15 protein-coding genes are annotated in these 18,805 nt (G+C 66.4%); all 15 read right to left on the minus strand.

From position 1 onward, the window contains the following. Positions 1-837: a glycosyltransferase family 2 protein gene (locus DIE03_RS29080; protein ID WP_124455698.1), complete on the minus strand. Its 837-nt coding sequence runs from the start codon at positions 835-837 to the stop codon at positions 1-3. Further along, on the minus strand, positions 834-2,060 hold the full coding sequence (locus DIE03_RS29085; protein WP_260434970.1) for a hypothetical protein: 1,227 nt from the start codon (positions 2,058-2,060) through the stop codon (positions 834-836). The genes DIE03_RS29080 and DIE03_RS29085 overlap by 4 nt, the downstream gene beginning before the upstream one ends. After that, on the minus strand, positions 2,057-3,586 hold the full coding sequence (locus tag DIE03_RS29090) for an oligosaccharide flippase family protein (RefSeq protein ID WP_124455699.1): 1,530 nt from the start codon (positions 3,584-3,586) through the stop codon (positions 2,057-2,059). Before DIE03_RS29090 ends, DIE03_RS29085 begins: the two co-directional genes overlap by 4 nt. Further along, on the minus strand, positions 3,570-5,801 hold the full coding sequence (locus DIE03_RS29095) for a polysaccharide biosynthesis tyrosine autokinase (protein WP_124455700.1): 2,232 nt from the start codon (positions 5,799-5,801) through the stop codon (positions 3,570-3,572). Before DIE03_RS29095 ends, DIE03_RS29090 begins: the two co-directional genes overlap by 17 nt. A gap of 32 nt (positions 5,802-5,833) precedes the next feature. Continuing rightward, the gene (locus tag DIE03_RS29100; RefSeq protein ID WP_260434971.1) at positions 5,834-6,994 is read right to left on the minus strand and encodes a polysaccharide biosynthesis/export family protein; all 1,161 of its coding nucleotides are present in this window, start codon (positions 6,992-6,994) and stop codon (positions 5,834-5,836) included. Positions 6,995-7,117: 123 nt separating this feature from the next. Then, positions 7,118-7,522, minus strand: a complete 405-nt coding sequence (locus tag DIE03_RS29105) for a hypothetical protein (RefSeq protein ID WP_124455702.1) — start codon at positions 7,520-7,522, stop codon at positions 7,118-7,120. Next, entirely contained in the window at positions 7,522-7,974 is a 453-nt protein-coding gene (locus tag DIE03_RS29110) for a protein tyrosine phosphatase (protein WP_124455703.1), read from the minus strand. Before DIE03_RS29110 ends, DIE03_RS29105 begins: the two co-directional genes overlap by 1 nt. A gap of 8 nt (positions 7,975-7,982) precedes the next feature. Further along, positions 7,983-9,353, minus strand: coding sequence for an undecaprenyl-phosphate glucose phosphotransferase (locus tag DIE03_RS29115; RefSeq protein ID WP_124455704.1), 1,371 nt, complete (start codon positions 9,351-9,353; stop codon positions 7,983-7,985). A gap of 41 nt (positions 9,354-9,394) precedes the next feature. After that, on the minus strand, positions 9,395-9,550 hold the full coding sequence (locus DIE03_RS39100; protein WP_409364438.1) for a hypothetical protein: 156 nt from the start codon (positions 9,548-9,550) through the stop codon (positions 9,395-9,397). A 249-nt stretch (positions 9,551-9,799) separates the two neighbouring features. Continuing rightward, positions 9,800-9,994, minus strand: coding sequence for a hypothetical protein (locus DIE03_RS29125; RefSeq protein ID WP_124455706.1), 195 nt, complete (start codon positions 9,992-9,994; stop codon positions 9,800-9,802). Between the two features lie 834 nt (positions 9,995-10,828). After that, positions 10,829-12,244, minus strand: coding sequence for a Re/Si-specific NAD(P)(+) transhydrogenase subunit beta (gene pntB, locus DIE03_RS29130; RefSeq protein ID WP_124455707.1), 1,416 nt, complete (start codon positions 12,242-12,244; stop codon positions 10,829-10,831). A 15-nt stretch (positions 12,245-12,259) separates the two neighbouring features. Beyond that, on the minus strand, positions 12,260-13,858 hold the full coding sequence (locus DIE03_RS29135) for a Re/Si-specific NAD(P)(+) transhydrogenase subunit alpha (protein ID WP_124455708.1): 1,599 nt from the start codon (positions 13,856-13,858) through the stop codon (positions 12,260-12,262). Positions 13,859-14,375: 517 nt separating this feature from the next. Continuing rightward, a complete protein-coding gene (locus tag DIE03_RS29140; protein ID WP_124455709.1) occupies positions 14,376-16,457 on the minus strand; it encodes a bifunctional diguanylate cyclase/phosphodiesterase in 2,082 nt (693 codons plus the stop codon). A gap of 359 nt (positions 16,458-16,816) precedes the next feature. Next, positions 16,817-17,698 (minus strand): endo alpha-1,4 polygalactosaminidase, encoded by an 882-nt coding sequence (locus DIE03_RS29145; protein ID WP_124455710.1) that lies wholly within the window; start codon positions 17,696-17,698, stop codon positions 16,817-16,819. Between the two features lie 348 nt (positions 17,699-18,046). Then, positions 18,047-18,805 (minus strand): hypothetical protein (locus DIE03_RS29150; RefSeq protein ID WP_260434972.1); only part of this gene is annotated, 759 nt, incomplete at its 5' end.

Below are 18,805 nucleotides of genomic sequence, written 5' to 3' on the forward strand. Positions count from 1 at the left end.
TCAGTCCATCCAGCCGAGCAGCCGATGCGACGCGGCGATCCAGTAGTACTTCGCCCGCCGCGGATTGCGGCGCGCACACGACAGCACGCAGCCGGCCACCGGCCGCGCGATCATGTAAAGGACGTACGCGAGCGGATAGCGATTGATGCGCAGCACATGCCCGAACCCGCGGTTGTAGCGCCGGCCGCGCGCATACGCCTGCTCGTCGAGCACGGCGAGCGGCTCGGGATGATGGACGCGCAGGTGCGGGTCGTAGTCGATCCGGCAGCCGGCCCGCAACGCACGGACCAGGAAGTCCACCTCTTCCCCCGCGCCCCAGCGCGAGGTCGCGCCGACGCCCAGGTCGACGTCGAACTGCCCCGCCGCGGTCACGGCGGTGCGGCGCAGGAAGATCGTGTACGACGTCGCGCACACCCACACGCTGAAGCGGTTCACGGTCTGCGCCGACGTCGCCCACCGTCCTTGCGACGGCCGGCCCGCGGCATCGACGCTCATCCCCGTCACGCCGTCGATCGTGCGGTCGGCCGACAGGCGCGCCGCGACCGCATGGAGCGTCCCCGGCCGATACCAGCAGTCGTCGTCGGGAAAGCCGACCACGTCGCCCGTCACGGCCTTCAGGCCGACGTTCGTCGCGCGCGACTTGCCCTTCTGCGATCGCAGGTGGACGATCGTCAGCCGGTCGCGATAGCGTTCGACGATCCGCTCGACGCGGTCGTCCGAATTCTGGTCGACGACGATGACTTCGAGGTCGGCATAGGCCTGCAGCAGCAGCGAATCGAACATGCGCTCGATCTCGTCGCTGCGGCCGAGCGTCGCCATGATGAGGGAGAATTTCATCGAATAGGCCCGGACGGGAAAAAGGATCGGGGCCGCGGGACGCGCGGCGCGGTGCGGGTTTCCCGGCGTGCCGCCCGCGGAACGAAGGCGAACGACGCGAGAAAGCCGATGAACAGGTACGACGTTTCGCTCTGGTGCATCGGGTTGATCAGCGACCACGCGGCGATCGGCGCCAGCACGACCATCGCGCGCCGGCCCTGGCCGAGGCCGCCGAAGAACACCGCCCACGCAAGCAGTCCGATCGGGCCGGCGACCAGCATCAGGTCCAGCGGCGCGCAGAAGACGGCGCTCGTGCCCTCGCCGAGCCCGCGGACGGCGACGGCCGAATGCGAGAAGTAGTGTTCGACGAAGCCGAAGCCGTGCCCGATCCAGTCGCGGCCGACCAGCTTGATCGACTCCGTGAAGGCCAGCCCGCGCTCCTGCTGGAGGCGGACCTGCAACTGGTCGCCGGTCAGTTCGCGCGTGAACATGTACAGATAGAACCCGGCCCCGGCGGCCATCGCCAGCACTTTCGCGAAGAAGTGGCCGCGCACCTGGAACAGGATCACGATCGCGCATGCGATCAGCACCGTCTTCGATTCGCTCAGCAGCGTCACGACCAGTGCCAGCACCACGAACTTCGCGACGTCGGGAATGCGGCGCGGCGACTGCAGGAAGCATGCGTAGGCGGCCAGGAAGAAGAACGCGGCAAACCAGTTCCGCTCCTTGAACGACCCGTGAATCGCGTTCTGCATGAAATCGACTTTCTCGTACAGCACCGGGACGTCGAAGTACTGCAGCGCATACTGAAACGCCAGGAATCCCGCGATCGCGACATAGCCGAACGGCAGCGGCCGCCGGCGCGCCCGAGCGCCGTAGTAGCGGCCGATCAGGTAGAACGCCGGCATCACGAACACGAATTTCACGATCTGCTCGGCCGCCTTGAAGTGCGGATAGCCGGACAGGAACGTCGTCGACAGCGCGGCACCGACGAACAGCACGAAGGTCCAGATTTCCCACGCGCTGCCGGGGATCCGGCGCCGCACCAGCAGCACCGGCAGCACGAGCACCGCGAACAGCTGGCCGAGCTGCGCGCCGCCGATCTTCAGGAACTGGATCGAGTTCAGCAGCAGCAGCACGAGCAACACGGCGTCCGCGAGATCGAAGCGCGCGTGCGGCACGAGCGCCGCCGCGCCCGACGACGACGCGTGCTGCCGCGGCACCGGGCGGACGAGGCCGTTCATGCCGCTTTCCTCGCATCGCGCAACGCGATCAGCATCGACAAGGTGTGCCGGGCGGCGTCACGGCGCAGCATCCAGGTCGCCCCGGCATACGCGGCAACGAAGCCGACGATCAGCAACGGCAACCGGACCATGACCGGCACGCCGCCGAGGTGCGCGCCGAGCCGCGAGACGAGCAGCGCGCAGCCGAGCGCGATCAGATACGGCGGCACGAGCCGGCCCAGCAGGCGGCCGGGTTCGACCGACAGCTCGACGACGACGGCGCCGAAGCTGAGCGGCGTGATGAGCAGCACCGCACCGACGTACAGCCACGCCAGCCCGGCGACGTCGTGCGACGGCAGGCCCAGCATCGCGCCCAGCACCAGCACGAGCTTGACGACCGTCAGCCACATCGTGACGTTGGGGCGGCCGCGCGCCGACAGGAAGGCGCCGTTGACGAACTGGACCGTCTGGATCGCGCCGAGCGCCATCAGCGGCGTCATGATCGCGGCGCTGCCGGCCCAGCGCGCGCCGAACAGCACGAAGGTGATGTCGCGGCTCAGCACGGCCATCAGCACGAACAGCGGCGCCGCGGCCATCGCGGCCAGCCCCGTGACGTCGAGGTAGGTGGCCGCCATCTTCCCGGCGTCGTGCGCGACACGCGACAACACCGCGAGCGCGACGTCGGTCGCGGCGCGGCACAGCAGTTCCAGCGCGGTCTGGTAGAGTCGCGCGCCGATCGCATAGATGCCCAGCCCGGCCGCGCCGTACAGCGCGACGACGATCAGGTCCACGGTGCGCGTCGCCCACCAGTCGATCAGCCGCGATGCGACGACGTGGCCGCCGAAGCGCGCGATGGGCCAGAAGGTCGACGCGTTGCGGCGGCCGCGCGGACGCCAGACCGGTCTGCGCCAGAGCCAGAGCGCGGACATCGTCATGAAGGTCGCCGCCTGCGCGATCAGGCTCCACGCACCGGCGCCCGCAACCGCCAGCGCGACCGCCACGGCGCCGGCGACGCTCACCGCCACGAGCTGGCGCATCGCCAGCGTGCGGAAATCCAGCCGCCGCTTGTACAGCCCTTCCTGGAACGAACTCGCCGAACCGACCGGGACGAACACGCAGGCCACCCGCAAGTACGGCGCGAGGCCCGGTACGCCCAGCCAGGTCTCGACGTGCCCGGCCAACGCGAACAGCACGGCCGCGAGCACGACGGCCATGGCGATCGAGAACACGAACGGCCACTCGAGATCGTCGTCGTCGAGCGTCGCGCGCTGCACCACCGCGTCGCCCAGGCCGCCCTCGGCGATCATCAGGACCAGCGACAGCGACAGCGTGACGGCCGCCGCGAGCCCGACGTCGGCCGGACCGAGCCAGCGCGCGACCAGCAGATACGTGACGAGCGTGACGAGCTTGCCGCCCCATGCCTGCACCAGCGCCCACGCCAGGCTGCGCACGGTGCGCGCACCGAGCCGCTCGGCGCCGGACGACGCGTGGTCGCTCGCGGCGTGCAGCGCGAGGTCGCGCATCGCCGGCTCAGTGCTCGGTTTCATACGCGTATTTCCCTTCGCCATACGCGCCGTAGACGGCCTGGCGCCGCGGCACGTCGTTCAGCACGACGCCGCTGATCGCGATGCCCGCGTTGCGCAGGCGACGCTCCGCCTCGCGAATCTCCGGCATGGAACTGCGGCCATGCCGCACGCACAGCAGCGTCGTCGCGCCGTGGCGGCCGATGGTCGCCGCATCGTGCAGCGCGAGGATCGGCGCCGTATCGACGATGACGATGTCGTAGAGCCGCGCCGCCGTGTCGAGCAGTACCTTGAAGCGACCGTCGTTGAACAGCTCCGACGTGCGCGCCACCGCACCGCGCGCCAGCACGTCGACACCGGCGATCGCCGAGCGCTGGACGCCGCGCTCGAGCGCACCGCTCGCGATCGCGTCCGGCAGGCCCGGCGCCGGCTGCAACCCGAAGTGACGGTGCGCCTGGCCGCGGCGGATATCCGCGTCGATCAGCAGCACGCGCTTGCCGCCCGATGCGAACAGCGATGCCAGGTTCGCGCAGAGGAACGATTTGCCCGCATTGGGCTGCGGGCTCGTGACCATGATCACGTGGTGCCCCGACTCGGACATCGTGAACTGCAGCGTCGTGCGCAGGCTGCGGATCGCGTCGACGGTCACGTCCTCGGGAATTTCCGACGCGAGAACATGCGCGCCCTGCATCGTCCGTTGCTGGCTTCGCACCAGACGCCGCTGCTCGCGGCTATGCGGGACCACCGCGTAGACCGGTACGCCCAGCGCCTGCTCGAGGTGCTCGGAATGCTCGACACGCCCCCACACCGCCCGCTGCGCGAACGGCGCGGCCACGCCCAGGGCGATCCCGAGACACAGCGACAGCGCAACCAGCAGCAGGCGCTTGGGCTTGACCGGCTTCACCGGCAGGACCGGCTCGTCGACCGCCCGCACGTTGCCGATCTCGCTTTGCCTGGCGATCTTGAGCTGCTGTGCGGTATTCAGCAGGTTGGTGTACAGCTCGGTGTTGACGCGCACGTCGCGCAGCACCGCCAGCCCTTCCCGCTCCGTACTCGGCAACCTCGCTTCACGCGCCTTCAGCTCCTGCGCCTTGCCCGCCAGCTCCGCCAGGTTGGCGTCGAGGGCCAGCACGGCCGGATGGCCGTCGGCGAATCGCGCGATCAGGTCGACGCGCTTCTGCTTGAGTTCGAACGTGCGCGTCTCGATGTCCACTTCCTGGCCGAGCAGCAGCTTGCCCTGCTCGTCGAGATCGACCGTGCGCGTCCGCGAACGAAACGCCGCGTACCGCTCCTCGGCATCCTTCAGCGTCTTCTCGACCGTCGGCATGCTGGCCTCGAGCGATTTCAGCGTCGCGGCGGCCTCCTCGCTCCGGTAATCCCGGTTCTGCGCCACGTAGCCGTCGACCACGGCCTTCAGGATCTCCCGGATGCGCACCTTGTCGTCGCCCTCGAGCGTGACGGACAGGATGCCGGATTGCTTGGCCTTTTCCTCGACGGTCAGGTCGTCCTGCAGCTGCGACACCGCCTCGAGCTGCGGGATGCGCTTGAGCCGCAGCACCGTGCCCGGGCGCGCATCGAGATCGGCGACCAGCAGCGTCAACGGCTGCCCCTTGAACTCCCCGTGCGCCGGCACGCCGGCCGCGCCCTTCAGCACGACGTCGTCGTCCTCGTTTCGGAGCACGTAGCGACCGCCGCGTTCGGCGGTCACGGTGAACCAGATTCCGTCCAGCACGTCGATGCCGTCGTGACTCTTCTTGCCGGCCGTCTCGAACGTGACGACGTTGAACCGCTCGCCGCCCCACGCAAACCGCGACAATCCCCACAGCGGCGGCGCCACGCCGTCGTCGCGGTAGCGGCGTGCGACCCAGCGGCCGATCAGCGGGAAGTAGCGCGGTTCGGCAATGACGTTGAGATGCTGCTTCGACACGACCTGGTCGATCACCATGCGCGCGCGCACGAGCTCGAGTTCGGCGGCGGTCGTGCTGCCGTTGTCGAGCAACGCCGCGATGTCGTGCAGCGGCGAATTGCCGGCCGCCGTCGACTCGTTGACCTGGATCGTCGCGTCGACGCGGTAGATCGGCGTCGCGAACACCACGTACAGCAGCCCCAGCAGGAACACGCCGGCCGCGATGCCCAGCACCAGCCGCCACCGCGCCAGCACGATGTCGACGTAGGACGAAAGGGGCGCCTCGTCGTACAGCGCCGCATCGTACAGCCGTGCTTCGGAAAGGTCGGTCATGGCAAATCCAGTGTCTCTCGGGTTCTGGCGGGTCATTTCGCGACCAGCGCGCCGGTCATGCCGGCATTGATGGCGGGCAGCAGCAGCGACAGCACGCGGCTGAGCCGGACGAGGCCGTTGCCGTCGACGTAGACGACGTCCTTCGGCGCCAGCCTGAAGTCGTTCGCGAGCACCATCGCAACCGGCGACTTCGCGTCGAGGTGGAACACGTCGGGCGTGCGCGAGCCGCGACCGCGAATCACGTAGACCTGCGCGGTGTCCGCGGTGCCGCTGTTGAAGCTGCCGGCCTGCTGCAACGCATCGCCGAGCGTCAGCGAGCCGTCGCGAAGCGGCAGCGCGAGCGTCGGCTTCGTGACCTCGCCCATCACGAACGCACCGCTGTCCTCGCGCGACTGCACGCGCAGCACGTCCCGGTTGCGCAACAGGATGCGGGCCGGGTCGATCCGCCGCGCGACGAGCTGGGACAGGTTCAGCACGTAATGCTCGTCGCCGCGCATCAGCTCGATGCGGCTTCGGTCGGCCGTCGGTTGAAGGCCGCCCGCGCGATCGAGCGCCTCTGTCAGCGTCATCGGCACGTCGTTGATCGGCTGACCGCCCGGATTGCGTACCTCGCCCTCGACATAGACCTGCTGGCTGCGGTACGACGTCACCCGCACGGTGACCTGCGGGTCGCGGAACGTCTTCGTCAGCGCGACGCGGAATGCATCGCGGACCTCGGTCGTCGTCCGGCCCGCGACCGCGATCGTGCCGACATACGGAAACTGCACGGTGCCGGTTTCATCGACGACGAAGCCGCCGACGGGGTCGCTCGGCCGTTGCGTCGACGACGACTGGCTCGTCGGTGCCGCGGCAGACAGCTCGGGGTGGTCCCATACCGTGATCTGCAGCACGTCGCCAGCGCCGATCCGATAGGCGCCCTTCGCGCGCTCACGCAGCAGCGTGTCGACATTCGCGGCCGCATCGCTGTCGTCGCGCATCGCGTTCAGCAGGTCGACGTCGATTTCCCGGATCGGCACATCGAGCGACTGCGCCGGCTCGCCGTTGCGCGCGCTGGTCACCGGCAACGCCTGCGAACCGGTCATCCGCATGCCGGGCGCGACGGCGCATCCCGTCAGGAACATGGACAGCACGAGCGCTGCCAATGCGTGGCCCCGTCTGCTGCGTGTCGATACCACGTCGAATGATTTACCCATTGCTGCCTGCCTCATATGTCGCGCTGTCGTCCATGCCGTCCGTGGCGCGTTGCCCACGGCTGTCTTCATTGCGTCGCGCGATGGCGCTAGCCATCCCGCCTCCATCTCGTGCGGTGCGGCCGGTCACCATGGCGAGTGCGACCAGGGCGGCGCGATGCCCGGCCAGTCGTCCGCCGTGCTGTCGGTCCCGCCGTGCGCCCGGATCGGGACGCGCGGCGCACGGCGCGTGCGAGGCGCGCCCGGCATGCCCGGCGCGTCGATCGACAACGCACGCATCTGCCGCTCGATCGGCAGCGGCGCATAGTTGCCGGCCGACGGCACGGCGACGCCGGATGCGGCCGCCGGCTTCGCGATCGAACCGCGCCAGGGATTCGACGTTTTCGACGCGGGATCCGCGAGGCCGGCGATCCACCGCGGCGGATTCGGCGCGGCGTTCATCGCGGGGCGCGCCGCCGGCGCGCTACCGTGCGCAGCCGACGCACACGCGAGACCGACGAACAGCGCGAAGTGACGGGCGAGGTGTCGCATCAGCCGCCTCCGCGTGCGATAGCCGCCGGAATCCGCGCGATCCAGTGCGCGACCGCGCGCTCGATATGACGCGCCACCGCGTCGAAGACGTCCGTCGACTGCCCGACGGGATCCGCGATGTCGTGTTTCGTCGCATGGTCGAGCTGGAAAACGCGGCCGCGCGCGAACGGATAGCGGCGCTCGATCTCGCGGCATTGCACGAGCGTCATCGCGAGAATCAGCTGCGATGCGCGCACGTGGCCGAGATGTACCGGCTGCGCGATATGGGACGTGATGTCGAAGCCGCGCTCGCGCATGACGTCGATCGCGGCCTGTGCGGCCGGTCGCCCGGCCAGCGCGATCAGCCCGGCGCAGCGCACCTGCACGGACGGCAGTGCGCGCGCCAGCATCGCGCTCGCCATCGGGCTGCGGCATGCATTGCCGTCGCAGACGACCAGAATGCGTTCGATCATGGCCGCGCTCAGTAGGCGTTCGGATGAACGAAGCCCTTCAGCACCGTGGCGGCGACAATCTTCATGTCGAACCCGAAGGACCAGTTGCGCAGGTAATAGAGGTCGTGCTGCACGCGGCCGACCATCTTGTCGAGGTGATCCGTTTCGCCTCGATAGCCGTTGACCTGCGCCCATCCGGTGATGCCGGGCTTGATCCGGTAACGATGGATGTAGCCTTCGACGAGCGGCCGGTACAGATCGTCGTGCTCGATCGCGTGCGGTCGCGGCCCGACGACCGACATGTCGCCGCGCAGCACGTTGAAGAACTGCGGCAGTTCGTCGAGGCTCGTGCGGCGCAGGAACGCGCCGATGCGCGTGATGCGCGTGTCGCCGCGCGTGGCCTGGCGCACGATGCCTGCCTGTTCGGCGTGCACGCGCATCGTGCGGAACTTGTAGATGCGGAACACCCGGCCGTCGGCGCCTTTGCGGGTCTGCGTAAACAGCACGGGGCCCGGCGACGACAGCTTGACCGCCAGCGCGATCGCGCCGAGCAGCGGCGCCAGCGCGACGAGTGCCGCGGCCGCGAACACGCGGTCGAACAGCGCCTTCTGCATCAGCGCGCGGTGCGACATCGGCGACGCCACCAGGTTGATCGCCGGCATGCCGACGAGATCCATCATCGTGCCGCCGAGCAGCGCGATGCTGCACATGTCCGGCATGAAGCGGATGTTGATCAGATCGTCGCCGAACGTCTTCAGTACCTTCCGGATCGTCCGTTCCTCCGAGATCGGCAACGCGAGCCAGATTTCCGTCGCGGCTTCGGCACGCACGGCCGCGGCGAACTCGGCGAAATCCGCGATCGCCGGGACGATGCCGTTGGATCGTCCCGCGAGGTCGTGGAGCACCACGGGGCGGAACCCGCTGGCCGGGGACAGCGCGAGCGTTTCGATCACCCGCACCGCATGCGCGCCGTTGCCGACGATCGCCACCTTGCGAAGATTCAGGCCCGCATGCCGGACCCGCGCGAGCATCGTGTACGCGACCAGACGGATGACGATGAATCCGCATGCCGCGATCGCCGTCCAGTAGACGAACCACAGCCGCGACACATGATCGACGCGATGCATCGCGAACAGCAGCACGAGGTCGCACGCCTGCACGGCGACCCATGCGGCACTGATGCGGCTGATCATCGCGATCCACGACCGACCGCGCCACGACTGGTACACCTGGCATGCCGGGAAGACGGCAAGCGTCAGCATCACGACGAACGGGACGACCATCGCGTCCGGCCGGCCGAGCGTATCGTCATCGAAGCGCACATAAGACGCGGCGGCCGCCGCCAGCACCACGACGAGTGCATCGAGCAGACGAGCAACAATCGACTGAACTCCGAACATGATTCTTCTCCAGGCAGCGCGCGACGGCGCCGCATTTGCCGTCAAACGCGCCCGTATGCGCCGTCGAAGCACGCGATGTCGCGTTCGCCGAGATGGCTGCCGGTCTGCACTTCGATGATTTCGGGCGACAACTGCCCCGGGTTTTCAAGCCGGTGCCCGACGCCGTTGTCGACAAGTTCGATCGCGCTCAATTTCATGCACTCCTCAACATCCGGTTTTTCAGCGCGCGACGCCCCCATCGCACCGCCCGGCCATGCCCGCGCTGACGCCGGACATGCTCCACCCTCGGTATCCCGATGCATCGACAACATTCATCCCGGACGCCAATCGTCCATCGATGAATTAATCAATAAATTCGCATTCCTATATGAAATCGAACGCGCCTTTATTGGATGAACGGTTCGATTCCCGCCAGGAATCCAGACGACGAACGGACTGCGAGTTGCTTAGGCGTACGCCTCCGCACCGATGCGCTGACGCCGCGATGGCGCATCGACACGGCTCGGCATGACAAAGGAGATGCCGCGCCCGAGCCATCCCGAATGGATGGGCGCATGAACGCGATTGATCAAGTGAAGGCCCGGAATCGACCGCTTCGCCCCCGCGTCGCGTCCGGATATCGGAATCTGGATGTGATTCATGATTGGTCTAGCGTTATGGTATTAACTACTTCGGCACGCACCATTTAACGCACGAACCATGCCATCAAGCTCCGCATTTTTGCTGCAACGCAGAAAACCCTTGTTAAACCAAGGACCTATGTACGCAAACAGAAAGGTATGAATAAATCAAAATAATCGAGTGCAACGTTTGCGCGACTGAAACGTTCGCACCCGTTACGTAACGGCACGCCGTAACGCGCGCCGGATGGGAACATGTTCCGGAACGCCCCGATCGTTGCCATTGCGGAATGGTTGCGTCCGAAAAACACGAGCTGAATGGATCGTCAAACGCCTTGGCGCGTGCCGGTATTTACCTTCGCAATATCGGCACGTCGACGGATTCACGACACTTTTCGGCACGTGGGGGAATCCGGTAAATACCGGCGGCCGGCAGGCTTAAATCCACCCAAAAAAACTGTCAATCGATTTAAATACCGGCAAGGTGCGCTGGAAATGGCGGACGCCCGGCTGGTCAGGCCGCCCTCGTCACGACGGCATGACGAAATCGATCGGCGATCTCGCATCGTCACGCACGCGACTCGGAATGGAACGTGGGAGCGTGGCGGCAGATCATGACGTGCCGCGCACGGCGGGCGGGCCGATCTGCGCCGTGCCTGATTGCGCGTGATCCGGTTCGTCCGGTCGATAACGTCGATCGACTCGTGTGCGACGTACCGAGCGTCGCGGCCGGGCATCTGGCGACCGCAGGGGCGCGTGCGCATCGTCTCGCCCCCGCGGTGCCTGTGTTGCTGGCGACAGCCAGGCGTTGCCGGCCGTCACCTGATCCATCACCGACTCAAGTCCAAACCCGCATCAGGCCTTCAGCATGCCGAACACCTCGTTCAGCATCGACTTCGCGTCGCCGAACAACATGCGGTTGTTGTCCTTGTAGAACAGCGGATTGTCGACGCCCGCATAACCCGACGCCATGCTGCGCTTCATCACGATCGATGTCTTCGCCTTCCACACCTCCAGCACCGGCATGCCGGCGATCGGGCTCGTCGGGTCGTCCTGCGCCGCCGGGTTCACGATGTCGTTCGCGCCGATCACCATCGACACGTCGGCTTCGGGAAAGTCGTCGTTGATCTCGTCCATTTCGAGCACGATGTCGTACGGCACCTTCGCTTCGGCCAGCAGCACGTTCATGTGCCCCGGCATGCGGCCCGCGACCGGGTGAATCGCGAAACGCACGTCGACGCCCTTCTCGCGCAGCAGCTTCGTCAGCTCGAACACCGTGTGCTGGGCCTGTGCAACGGCCATCCCATAGCCGGGTACGATGATCACGCGCTTCGCCTCGCGCAGCAGCTCGGCCGTTTCCGCCGCGCTCACCGCGACCGCCTCGCCAGCCGGTTGCGCCGCGCCGCCGCCGGCTGCCGCCGGTGCGCCCGCGCCGCTGCCGAAACCACCGGCGATCACGCTGATGAAGTTGCGGTTCATCGCGCGGCACATGATGTACGACAGGATCGCACCCGACGAGCCGACCAGCGCGCCGATCACGATCAGCAGGTCGTTGCCGAGCATGAAGCCGGTGGCCGCTGCCGCCCACCCCGAGTAGCTGTTGAGCATCGACACCACGACCGGCATGTCCGCGCCGCCGATCGCCATCACCATGTGCACGCCGAACAGCAGCGAGATCACCGTCATCACGACGAGCGGCAGCATGCCGTCCTGGATCGTTTCCGCATGCAGGAACGCGCGGCCGTAGTAGATCACGATCAGCAGCGCGGCGAGGTTCATCCAGTGCCGCGCCGGCAGCAGCAGCGGCTTGCCGCCGATCTTGCCCGACAGCTTGCCGAACGCGATGATCGAACCCGCGAAGGTAACGGCGCCGATCAGGATGCCGACGTAGATCTCCACTTCGTGGATCGCCTTCTCCGCGCCGGTGAATTGCAGCGACGTGTCGATGTAGCTCGCGAAGCCGACGAGGCAGGCCGCGAGACCGACCAGGCTGTGCATCAGCGCGACCAGTTCCGGCATCTGCGTCATCTGCACTTTCTTCGCGGCGTACAGGCCGACGGCGCCGCCGACGACCAGCGCGGCGACCACGTACGGAATGCCCGCGGCCGACACGCGCGGACCGGCCACGGTGGCCAGCACGGCGATCAGCATGCCGATCATCCCGAGCAGGTTGCCGCGACGCGCGGTTTCAGGGTTGGCCAGCCCGCCGAGGCTGAGGATGAACAGGATCGCGGCGCCGATATAGGAGACGGTAGTCAGGTTTGCAGTCATTGTTTTGTCGTCCCCTTATTTGCGGAACATCGCCAGCATGCGTCGCGTGACCGCGAAGCCGCCGAACATGTTGACGGCCGTGAGCGTGAGCGCACCGACCGCGAGGCCGAGGATCAGCCCGGACGGGCGGTCGCCGGCGTTGGCCAGCTCACCGAGGGGCGGCGCGACCTGCACGAGCGCGCCGATCGCAATGATCGACGAGATCGCGTTGGTCACGCTCATCAGCGGCGTATGCAGCGACGGCGTGACGTTCCAGATCACCATGTAGCCGACGAAGCACGCGAGCACGAATACCGTGAAGTGCGACAGGAAGCTGGCCGGTGCGAACTGGCCGACCAGCAGGAAAGCCAGCGCGCCGACGGCGAACACGATCGCGAGCGCCTTGGCCGACATCGGCTCGCCGCTGTGGCCGTGGCCCTTGGACTTCGCGGGCGCAGCCGCGACAGGTGCTGCCGGAGGCTTGGGCGCGACGACCGCCTGCTTGATCGGCGGCGGCGGCCACGTAATGTTGCCTTCCTTGATGACGGTGAGGCCGCGGATCGCGTCGTCGTCGAAGTCGACGTTGATCGTGCCGTCCTTGGCCTTGCACAGCTCCTCGACCACGCGCAGCAGGTTGGTCGCATACAACGTGGACGACTGCCGCGACAGGCGCGACGCCAGATCGGTATAGCCGACGATCGTCACGCCGTGGCGCACGACGGCCTCGCCGGGCACCGTGAGTTCGCAGTTGCCGCCCTGTTCGGCGGCCATGTCGACGATCACGCTGCCGGGCTTCATCGACTGCACCATCTCGGCCGTGATCAGCTTCGGCGCGGGCTTGCCGGGGATCAACGCGGTCGTGATGATGATGTCGGCGTCCCTGGCCTGCTGCGCGTACATCGCGCGCTGCGCCTGCTGGAAGCCTTCGCTCATCACCTTCGCGTAACCGCCGCCGCCCGAGCCTTCCTCTTCGTAGTCGACCTTGACGAATTCGCCGCCCAGCGACTTGACCTGGTCGGCCACTTCCGCTCGCGTGTCGTTGGCGCGCACGATCGCGCCGAGGCTGGCCGCGGTGCCGATCGCGGCGAGGCCCGCCACACCGGCACCTGCGATGAAGACCTTGGCCGGCGGGACCTTGCCGGCCGCCGTGACCTGGCCGTTCAGGAAGCGGCCGAACGCATGCGCGGCCTCGATCACCGCGCGGTAGCCGCTGATGCCGGCCATCGACGTGAGCGCGTCCATCTTCTGCGCGCGCGACAGCGTGCGCGGCAGCGAATCGATCGCCAGCACGGTGGCGCGCTTCGCGGCCAGCTGCTCCATCAGTTCGGGATTCTGGGCCGGCCAGACGAAACCGATCAGCGTGCCGCCTTCGCGCATCAGCGCGACTTCGTCGCTGGTCGGCGGGCGTACCTTGAACACGATGTCGCTGCCGGACCAGAGCTCGGCCGCCGTCGCGGCAACGGTTGCGCCGGCCGCACGGTAGGCGTCGTCGTCGAAATTCGCCCCTGCCCCGGCGCCGCTTTGCACGGCCACCGAGAACCCCAGCTTGATCAGTTTCTCGACCACCTCGGGTACGGTCGCTACGCGCCGTTCGCCGGTGGCTATCTCCAGAGGAATCCCAATCTGCAATGTCATTTTGTGATCTGTCAGTTGCGGCCGCGCGCAGCATTCGGCCCCGCGTTTCGCGTTGCCAAATTCAGGCGCCCGGCCTTGGTGAAACAGGTCAACCTGGATCAGCAGCGCAGCCCTGATGCAGCCGCGAACATGTTGTCTCCATCGCCAGGTTCCGTACTCGATATCCGGCGTCGGCCCTGTGGCCGGCGACACAAAGCATACCGGCCGACGCGGTCTTCTCGAAATTTATCTTCTGAATCGAGCAGCATTCGTTTCATGAATCCCGTGCCGAGGATTCAGCGACAGTCTGACGGTTTCGGTTTACTCGTACAAGTCACGTGTGGAGGCAGCCGGCGATCGCCCGTCATCCCCTTTCCCGCCAGGAATTCAAAGGAATCGGTTCACCCCGACGAAATACCCGGCCAATCGCCGCAAATCATCCAGTTTTCCAAAGTGCGTGCGCTGACAACGGACGCCGGCCGATCCTTATGATCGAGCCCCTTAATTGAATATGATGCGGACGCGTCCCGATCCACCATCAAACGTTCTTGATCGCATTGCCGTGCGTGGCCATTTCGATGAAGTGATCGGCCGGCATCGGACGCCCGAGCAGGAAGCCCTGCAGCGAATTGCAGCCGAGTCTCGTCAGGAACTGCTGCTGCGCCGTCGTTTCAACGCCTTCCGCGACGATCTTCAGGTCGAGTGCCCGACCGAGCGCGACGATCGCGGAAATGATCGCGGCATCTTCGGTGTCGTGTTCGAGATCGCGGATGAAGCCGCGGTCGATCTTGAGCTCGCTGGCCGGCAAGCGTTTGAGATAGAGCAGGCTCGAATAGCCCGTCCCGAAGTCGTCGATGGAAATGCGCACGCCCATGTCGTGAAGCTGCTGCAGGATTCTCAAGCTGGCGTCGGCGTCGCGCATCGCCGTGGATTCGGTGATCTCCAGCGTCAGGCAGTGCGGCTCCAACCCGTGCCGTTCCAATGCCTCCTGCACGACCCGGATCAGGCTCGCGTGGCCGAATTGCAGCGGCGACAGGTTGACGGCCATCGTCCAGTCGGTTCGACCTGCATCGCACCACGCGCGCATCTGCCGGCAGGCCTCGTCCAGCACCCATTCGCCGATCGGCACGATCAAGCCGGTCTTTTCCGCGATCGGGATGAACTGATCGGGTGAAATGAGGCCGCGTGTCGGGTGCATCCATCGCAACAACGCCTCGACGCCGATGATCGGCCCATGGGGCACCTCGAACTTCGGCTGGTAATGCAGGACCAGTTCACGCCGCTCCAGCGCCAATCGGAGTTCCTGCACGATTTTCAAGTGCTCGCGGACATTCGCGTTCATCGATGCTTCGAAGAAACAGTACGCGTTCCGGCCGAGTGCCTTCGCGTGATACATCGCGGCATCGGCGTTGGTCATCAGGTCCCGGAAATCGCTGCCGTTGCCCGGATAAAGCGCGATACCGATACTGGCCGACACGCGCAATTCGTGCTCGGCCACGCGGAACGGCTGTCGAATCACCGCCAGCACCTTGTCCGCCACGTCGGCCGCGTCCGCCGGCTCGGCCACCGCCACGACCAGCACGAATTCATCGCCGCCGAGACGGGCGATCGTGTCCTGCGAGCGCAGGTTCGCGCCGATGCGCCGTGCCACGTCGACCAGCAACAGGTCGCCGATGTGATGACCGTAGGCGTCGTTGACCGCCTTGAAGCCATCGAGGTCCATGAACATCAGCGCGAAACACCCTTTCTCGCGATCAGTGTTCTGGATCGCCTGATCGATCCGGTCTTCGAGCAGCACGCGATTGGGGAGCTTGGTGAGGTTGTCGTGCAGCGCCAGATACGTCAATTCCTGGTTGGCTTCGGCCAGCGATGCCGCCAGTACCGCCGTGCGGGCTTCCAGACGCAGATCGAGGATGGAGACGATCAACGCGATGGCGAGGATGGCCAACGTGGCGACGACGATGACCAGTGCAAGCCAGCCGGCGTTCATGCGGGAGCCGGATGCCCCGCAGATGCTGCCCAGCGGGAATCGCGCGGCGGCCATGCCCGTATAGTGCATGCCGGCGATGGCGGCCCCCATCAGGACGGCGGATCCCAGATTGAGCAGGCGCACGCGAGAGGAATTGGCACGCCGAACGAATACGATCCACAGCACGGCGCCCGACGCGATCACTGCGATCGCGACCGACAGGCCGACGAGCAACGGGTCGTACCGGATGCCCGGCGACATGCGCATGGAGGCCATGCCCGTGTAATGCATCCCCGCTACGCCGGCCCCCATCAACAGGGCCCCGCCACACAGCCGGTACCACTTCAGCGTGTTCCTGCCGACGAGCCACAGCGCACACGTGGAGCAGACGATGGCGATCAGCAACGACAGCCATGTAATGGCCGGATCGTACCCAACCGGAATCGGCAACGCGAAGGCGAGCATGCCGACGAAATGCATCGACCAGATGCCGGCACCCATCACGCAAGCCCCGCCGACCAGCCACCAATGTGCGGCGGGCCCCCGAGCGGTCCTGATACGTCCGGACATGTCCAGCACGGTGTAGGACGCCAGTATGGCGATCAGGAGCGAAAGAAGAACGAGCAACGCGTTATAACTGGTCGGCAGCATTATTATTTACAGATCGCTTTCGATTCGACGACGACGAGACCCGAGTTGCAGGAGGGTCTCGTAAACTCGTGTGAAGGTTGGGCACAAAAGGAAAGCGATGCCCGAAGGAACGGACTGGTCGTGCGACCAATCAGACGATTCCAGCGACCACCGCTTGCGTGGCGGGATCATAAACGCGACCTGCCGTTCAGGGAAGAATTTACCGCTGCGGGATCGATGAAGGACGCCGCCGGGATATTACGGGCATTGGCGGGCGCGCATCGCGCGACCGTGCATCATGCAGGCTTCGGCATCCTTCCGAAGCGGAAGTCGACGATGAAGCGTGGGCAGCGGAACGCAGTGTCGTCGCGCGCCGCCGCTCACTCGAACCGACAGGCCGCGCGCGGCAGCGCCGCGAGCGTGTCGCTCGACCATTTCAGAATGCCGTCGAAGTTGGCGCGGTTGTCCGCCGGACAGAAATCGGCGAGCGTCATGCCGTCCGGGCGCGTGTACTCGACATTGAACACGGCCTTGTTCAGCGCGATGAAACTCGCGTAGCCGTCGCACTCGTGGAACCTGTTGCACTGCTCGTTGAGCGCCCAGTCGGCGACCTTCGCCATCGCGGTGGCGATCCCCGAGCCGTTCTTGAGGCCCATCGACATCCCCCGATCGTGCGCGGCGGCGATCAGCGCCGTGTTGTAACGCAACTGGTCGTCGCGCGTCAGCGGAAAACCCGTTTCCTGCCGATAGCTGTCGTCCAGATCCGGTTCGATGCCGTCGCAGCCCTTTTTCTTCGCCTGGTCGAGACGCGCCAGCATGATCGGCATCAGGATCTTCGTCTGGCGGATGTCCAGCCAGCGCTCATGATCTTCGTATCCTTCGACGGGGTAGCCGAGCACGCTGTCGGGAAACTGGTTCGCATCGCTGCGGCCGTCTTCCCGGCCGCCGGTTTCCATGTAGCAGACGACGTAGATGCCCTTCGCCTTCAGGCGCTGGATTGTCGCCGCATCGGTCTGCTCCATGTCGACGTCGAACATCTTGCGAGGATTGTTCACGCGGTCGAGCACGGTCTCGTTGATCGTGTTGCCGTCGATCTGCCATTGCCAGCTCGTGCCGGGCACGAGCGGTCTCCAGGTCGCGGCCGGCAACGCGCGCATCTCGGTTGCCGCGACGGAAGTGCCCGGTGCGGACGAATCCGCGTCGCCACCGCACGCGGCAAGCAGCAGCATCAGCGCGACTGAAGCGAACGATCTGGCAGACATGGCGAATCCTTTGCTTTCTTGAAGGCATGTCAGGATGCGAGGCAAAGACGGGCGGCAGGATGCGGGCGGCGCATCTGCCGATGCCGAGCGCGCAAGGGAATCCGGGAGGCACGTCCGGATGGTAGGCAGGAACGCCGGACCGAACTGTTCCGATTTGTCGACTTTTGTTGGTACGGCGTACGGACGACCTGTCGTTCCGGACGCATGGTGCGCCCATGACGTCGCGGCTCACGCTGCCGTTGCTGTTCGTCGTCCCGGCGCTGATGGCGTTCGACTCCCGCAATCCCTGGTCGGATACCTCGGGTGCGCGTGCGGTATTGCCGCCGCCGCGCTGCCCGCAAGCTCGGCTCAGTACGACTTGCCCGCCACCGTCGCCGCTTCCAGTTCGCGCGTGATGATCTGCGTGCCGCCGACGTTGGCGACCGACTTGACCAGACCGACGCCCGGCGCGAGCCAGTCGTCCGCGCTCGTCTTGGTCGTCACCGCCTGGTTGGCGGTCGTCTCCGTCGTCTGATAGTGGCAGGCGTTCGCGAAGACCTTGCCGTTCCGGAGGCTGACCGTTTCGCGTGCGACGTAGGTACGCTGGATCGAGACGGCCGTTTGCGCGCCGCCTGACGGAATGACGGGCGTACTCACGTAGTTCACCGTCTCGCTTCCTGTGAGCCCGATCGTCTCGACATAGGGCGGCGAGTTCACGTCGCGCAACACGAGCGTGCCGCCGCTGTAGACCTCGCTGCCGTAGTTCGTGCGCACGCCGTTACCGACGAGGTAGTAGTCATTGGTCTGGATCGGCGAGCCGGTCGTGGTTTCAGCCTGCTGCGTGAGCGCCACGCCATTGAACGTCGCCGGTGCGAAGGTCCGCGTGTACACGCCGTTGTCGACCGACGGGCTCTGCGACGTCGCTTGCGTATACATGTGCAACTGCACGGTATCGCCTTGCTGGTAAACCGGATCGCAGTCGAGGTTCGAGGCGGTCGGCGAGCCCGAATTGCCGCCGGATGTGCCCGTGGTCGGCGTCCCGCCACCCGATCCGCCGCTGCCGCCGTTGTTGCTCGTGCCCGATCCGCCGGACGACGCGGGCGAGGAATTGTCGTCACCGCCGCCGCA

The organism is Burkholderia sp. Bp8992 (assembly GCF_003853705.1).
Taxonomy (GTDB): domain Bacteria; phylum Pseudomonadota; class Gammaproteobacteria; order Burkholderiales; family Burkholderiaceae; genus Burkholderia.

What these genes read in the sequence shown, in the direction of transcription:
- DIE03_RS29080 (WP_124455698.1), bottom strand. Translation starts at nt 837, where the DNA reads ATGAAATTCTCCCTCATCATGGCGACGCTCGGCCGCAGCGACGAGATC.
- DIE03_RS29085 (WP_260434970.1), bottom strand. Translation starts at nt 2,060, where the DNA reads ATGAACGGCCTCGTCCGCCCGGTGCCGCGGCAGCACGCGTCGTCGTCG.
- DIE03_RS29090 (WP_124455699.1), bottom strand. Translation starts at nt 3,586, where the DNA reads ATGAAACCGAGCACTGAGCCGGCGATGCGCGACCTCGCGCTGCACGCC.
- DIE03_RS29095 (WP_124455700.1), bottom strand. Translation starts at nt 5,801, where the DNA reads ATGACCGACCTTTCCGAAGCACGGCTGTACGATGCGGCGCTGTACGAC.
- DIE03_RS29100 (WP_260434971.1), bottom strand. Translation starts at nt 6,994, where the DNA reads ATGGGTAAATCATTCGACGTGGTATCGACACGCAGCAGACGGGGCCAC.
- DIE03_RS29105 (WP_124455702.1), bottom strand. Translation starts at nt 7,522, where the DNA reads ATGCGACACCTCGCCCGTCACTTCGCGCTGTTCGTCGGTCTCGCGTGT.
- DIE03_RS29110 (WP_124455703.1), bottom strand. Translation starts at nt 7,974, where the DNA reads ATGATCGAACGCATTCTGGTCGTCTGCGACGGCAATGCATGCCGCAGC.
- DIE03_RS29115 (WP_124455704.1), bottom strand. Translation starts at nt 9,353, where the DNA reads ATGTTCGGAGTTCAGTCGATTGTTGCTCGTCTGCTCGATGCACTCGTC.
- DIE03_RS39100 (WP_409364438.1), bottom strand. Translation starts at nt 9,550, where the DNA reads ATGAAATTGAGCGCGATCGAACTTGTCGACAACGGCGTCGGGCACCGG.
- DIE03_RS29125 (WP_124455706.1), bottom strand. Translation starts at nt 9,994, where the DNA reads ATGAATCACATCCAGATTCCGATATCCGGACGCGACGCGGGGGCGAAG.
- pntB (WP_124455707.1), bottom strand. Translation starts at nt 12,244, where the DNA reads ATGACTGCAAACCTGACTACCGTCTCCTATATCGGCGCCGCGATCCTG.
- DIE03_RS29135 (WP_124455708.1), bottom strand. Translation starts at nt 13,858, where the DNA reads ATGACATTGCAGATTGGGATTCCTCTGGAGATAGCCACCGGCGAACGG.
- DIE03_RS29140 (WP_124455709.1), bottom strand. Translation starts at nt 16,457, where the DNA reads ATGCTGCCGACCAGTTATAACGCGTTGCTCGTTCTTCTTTCGCTCCTG.
- DIE03_RS29145 (WP_124455710.1), bottom strand. Translation starts at nt 17,698, where the DNA reads ATGTCTGCCAGATCGTTCGCTTCAGTCGCGCTGATGCTGCTGCTTGCC.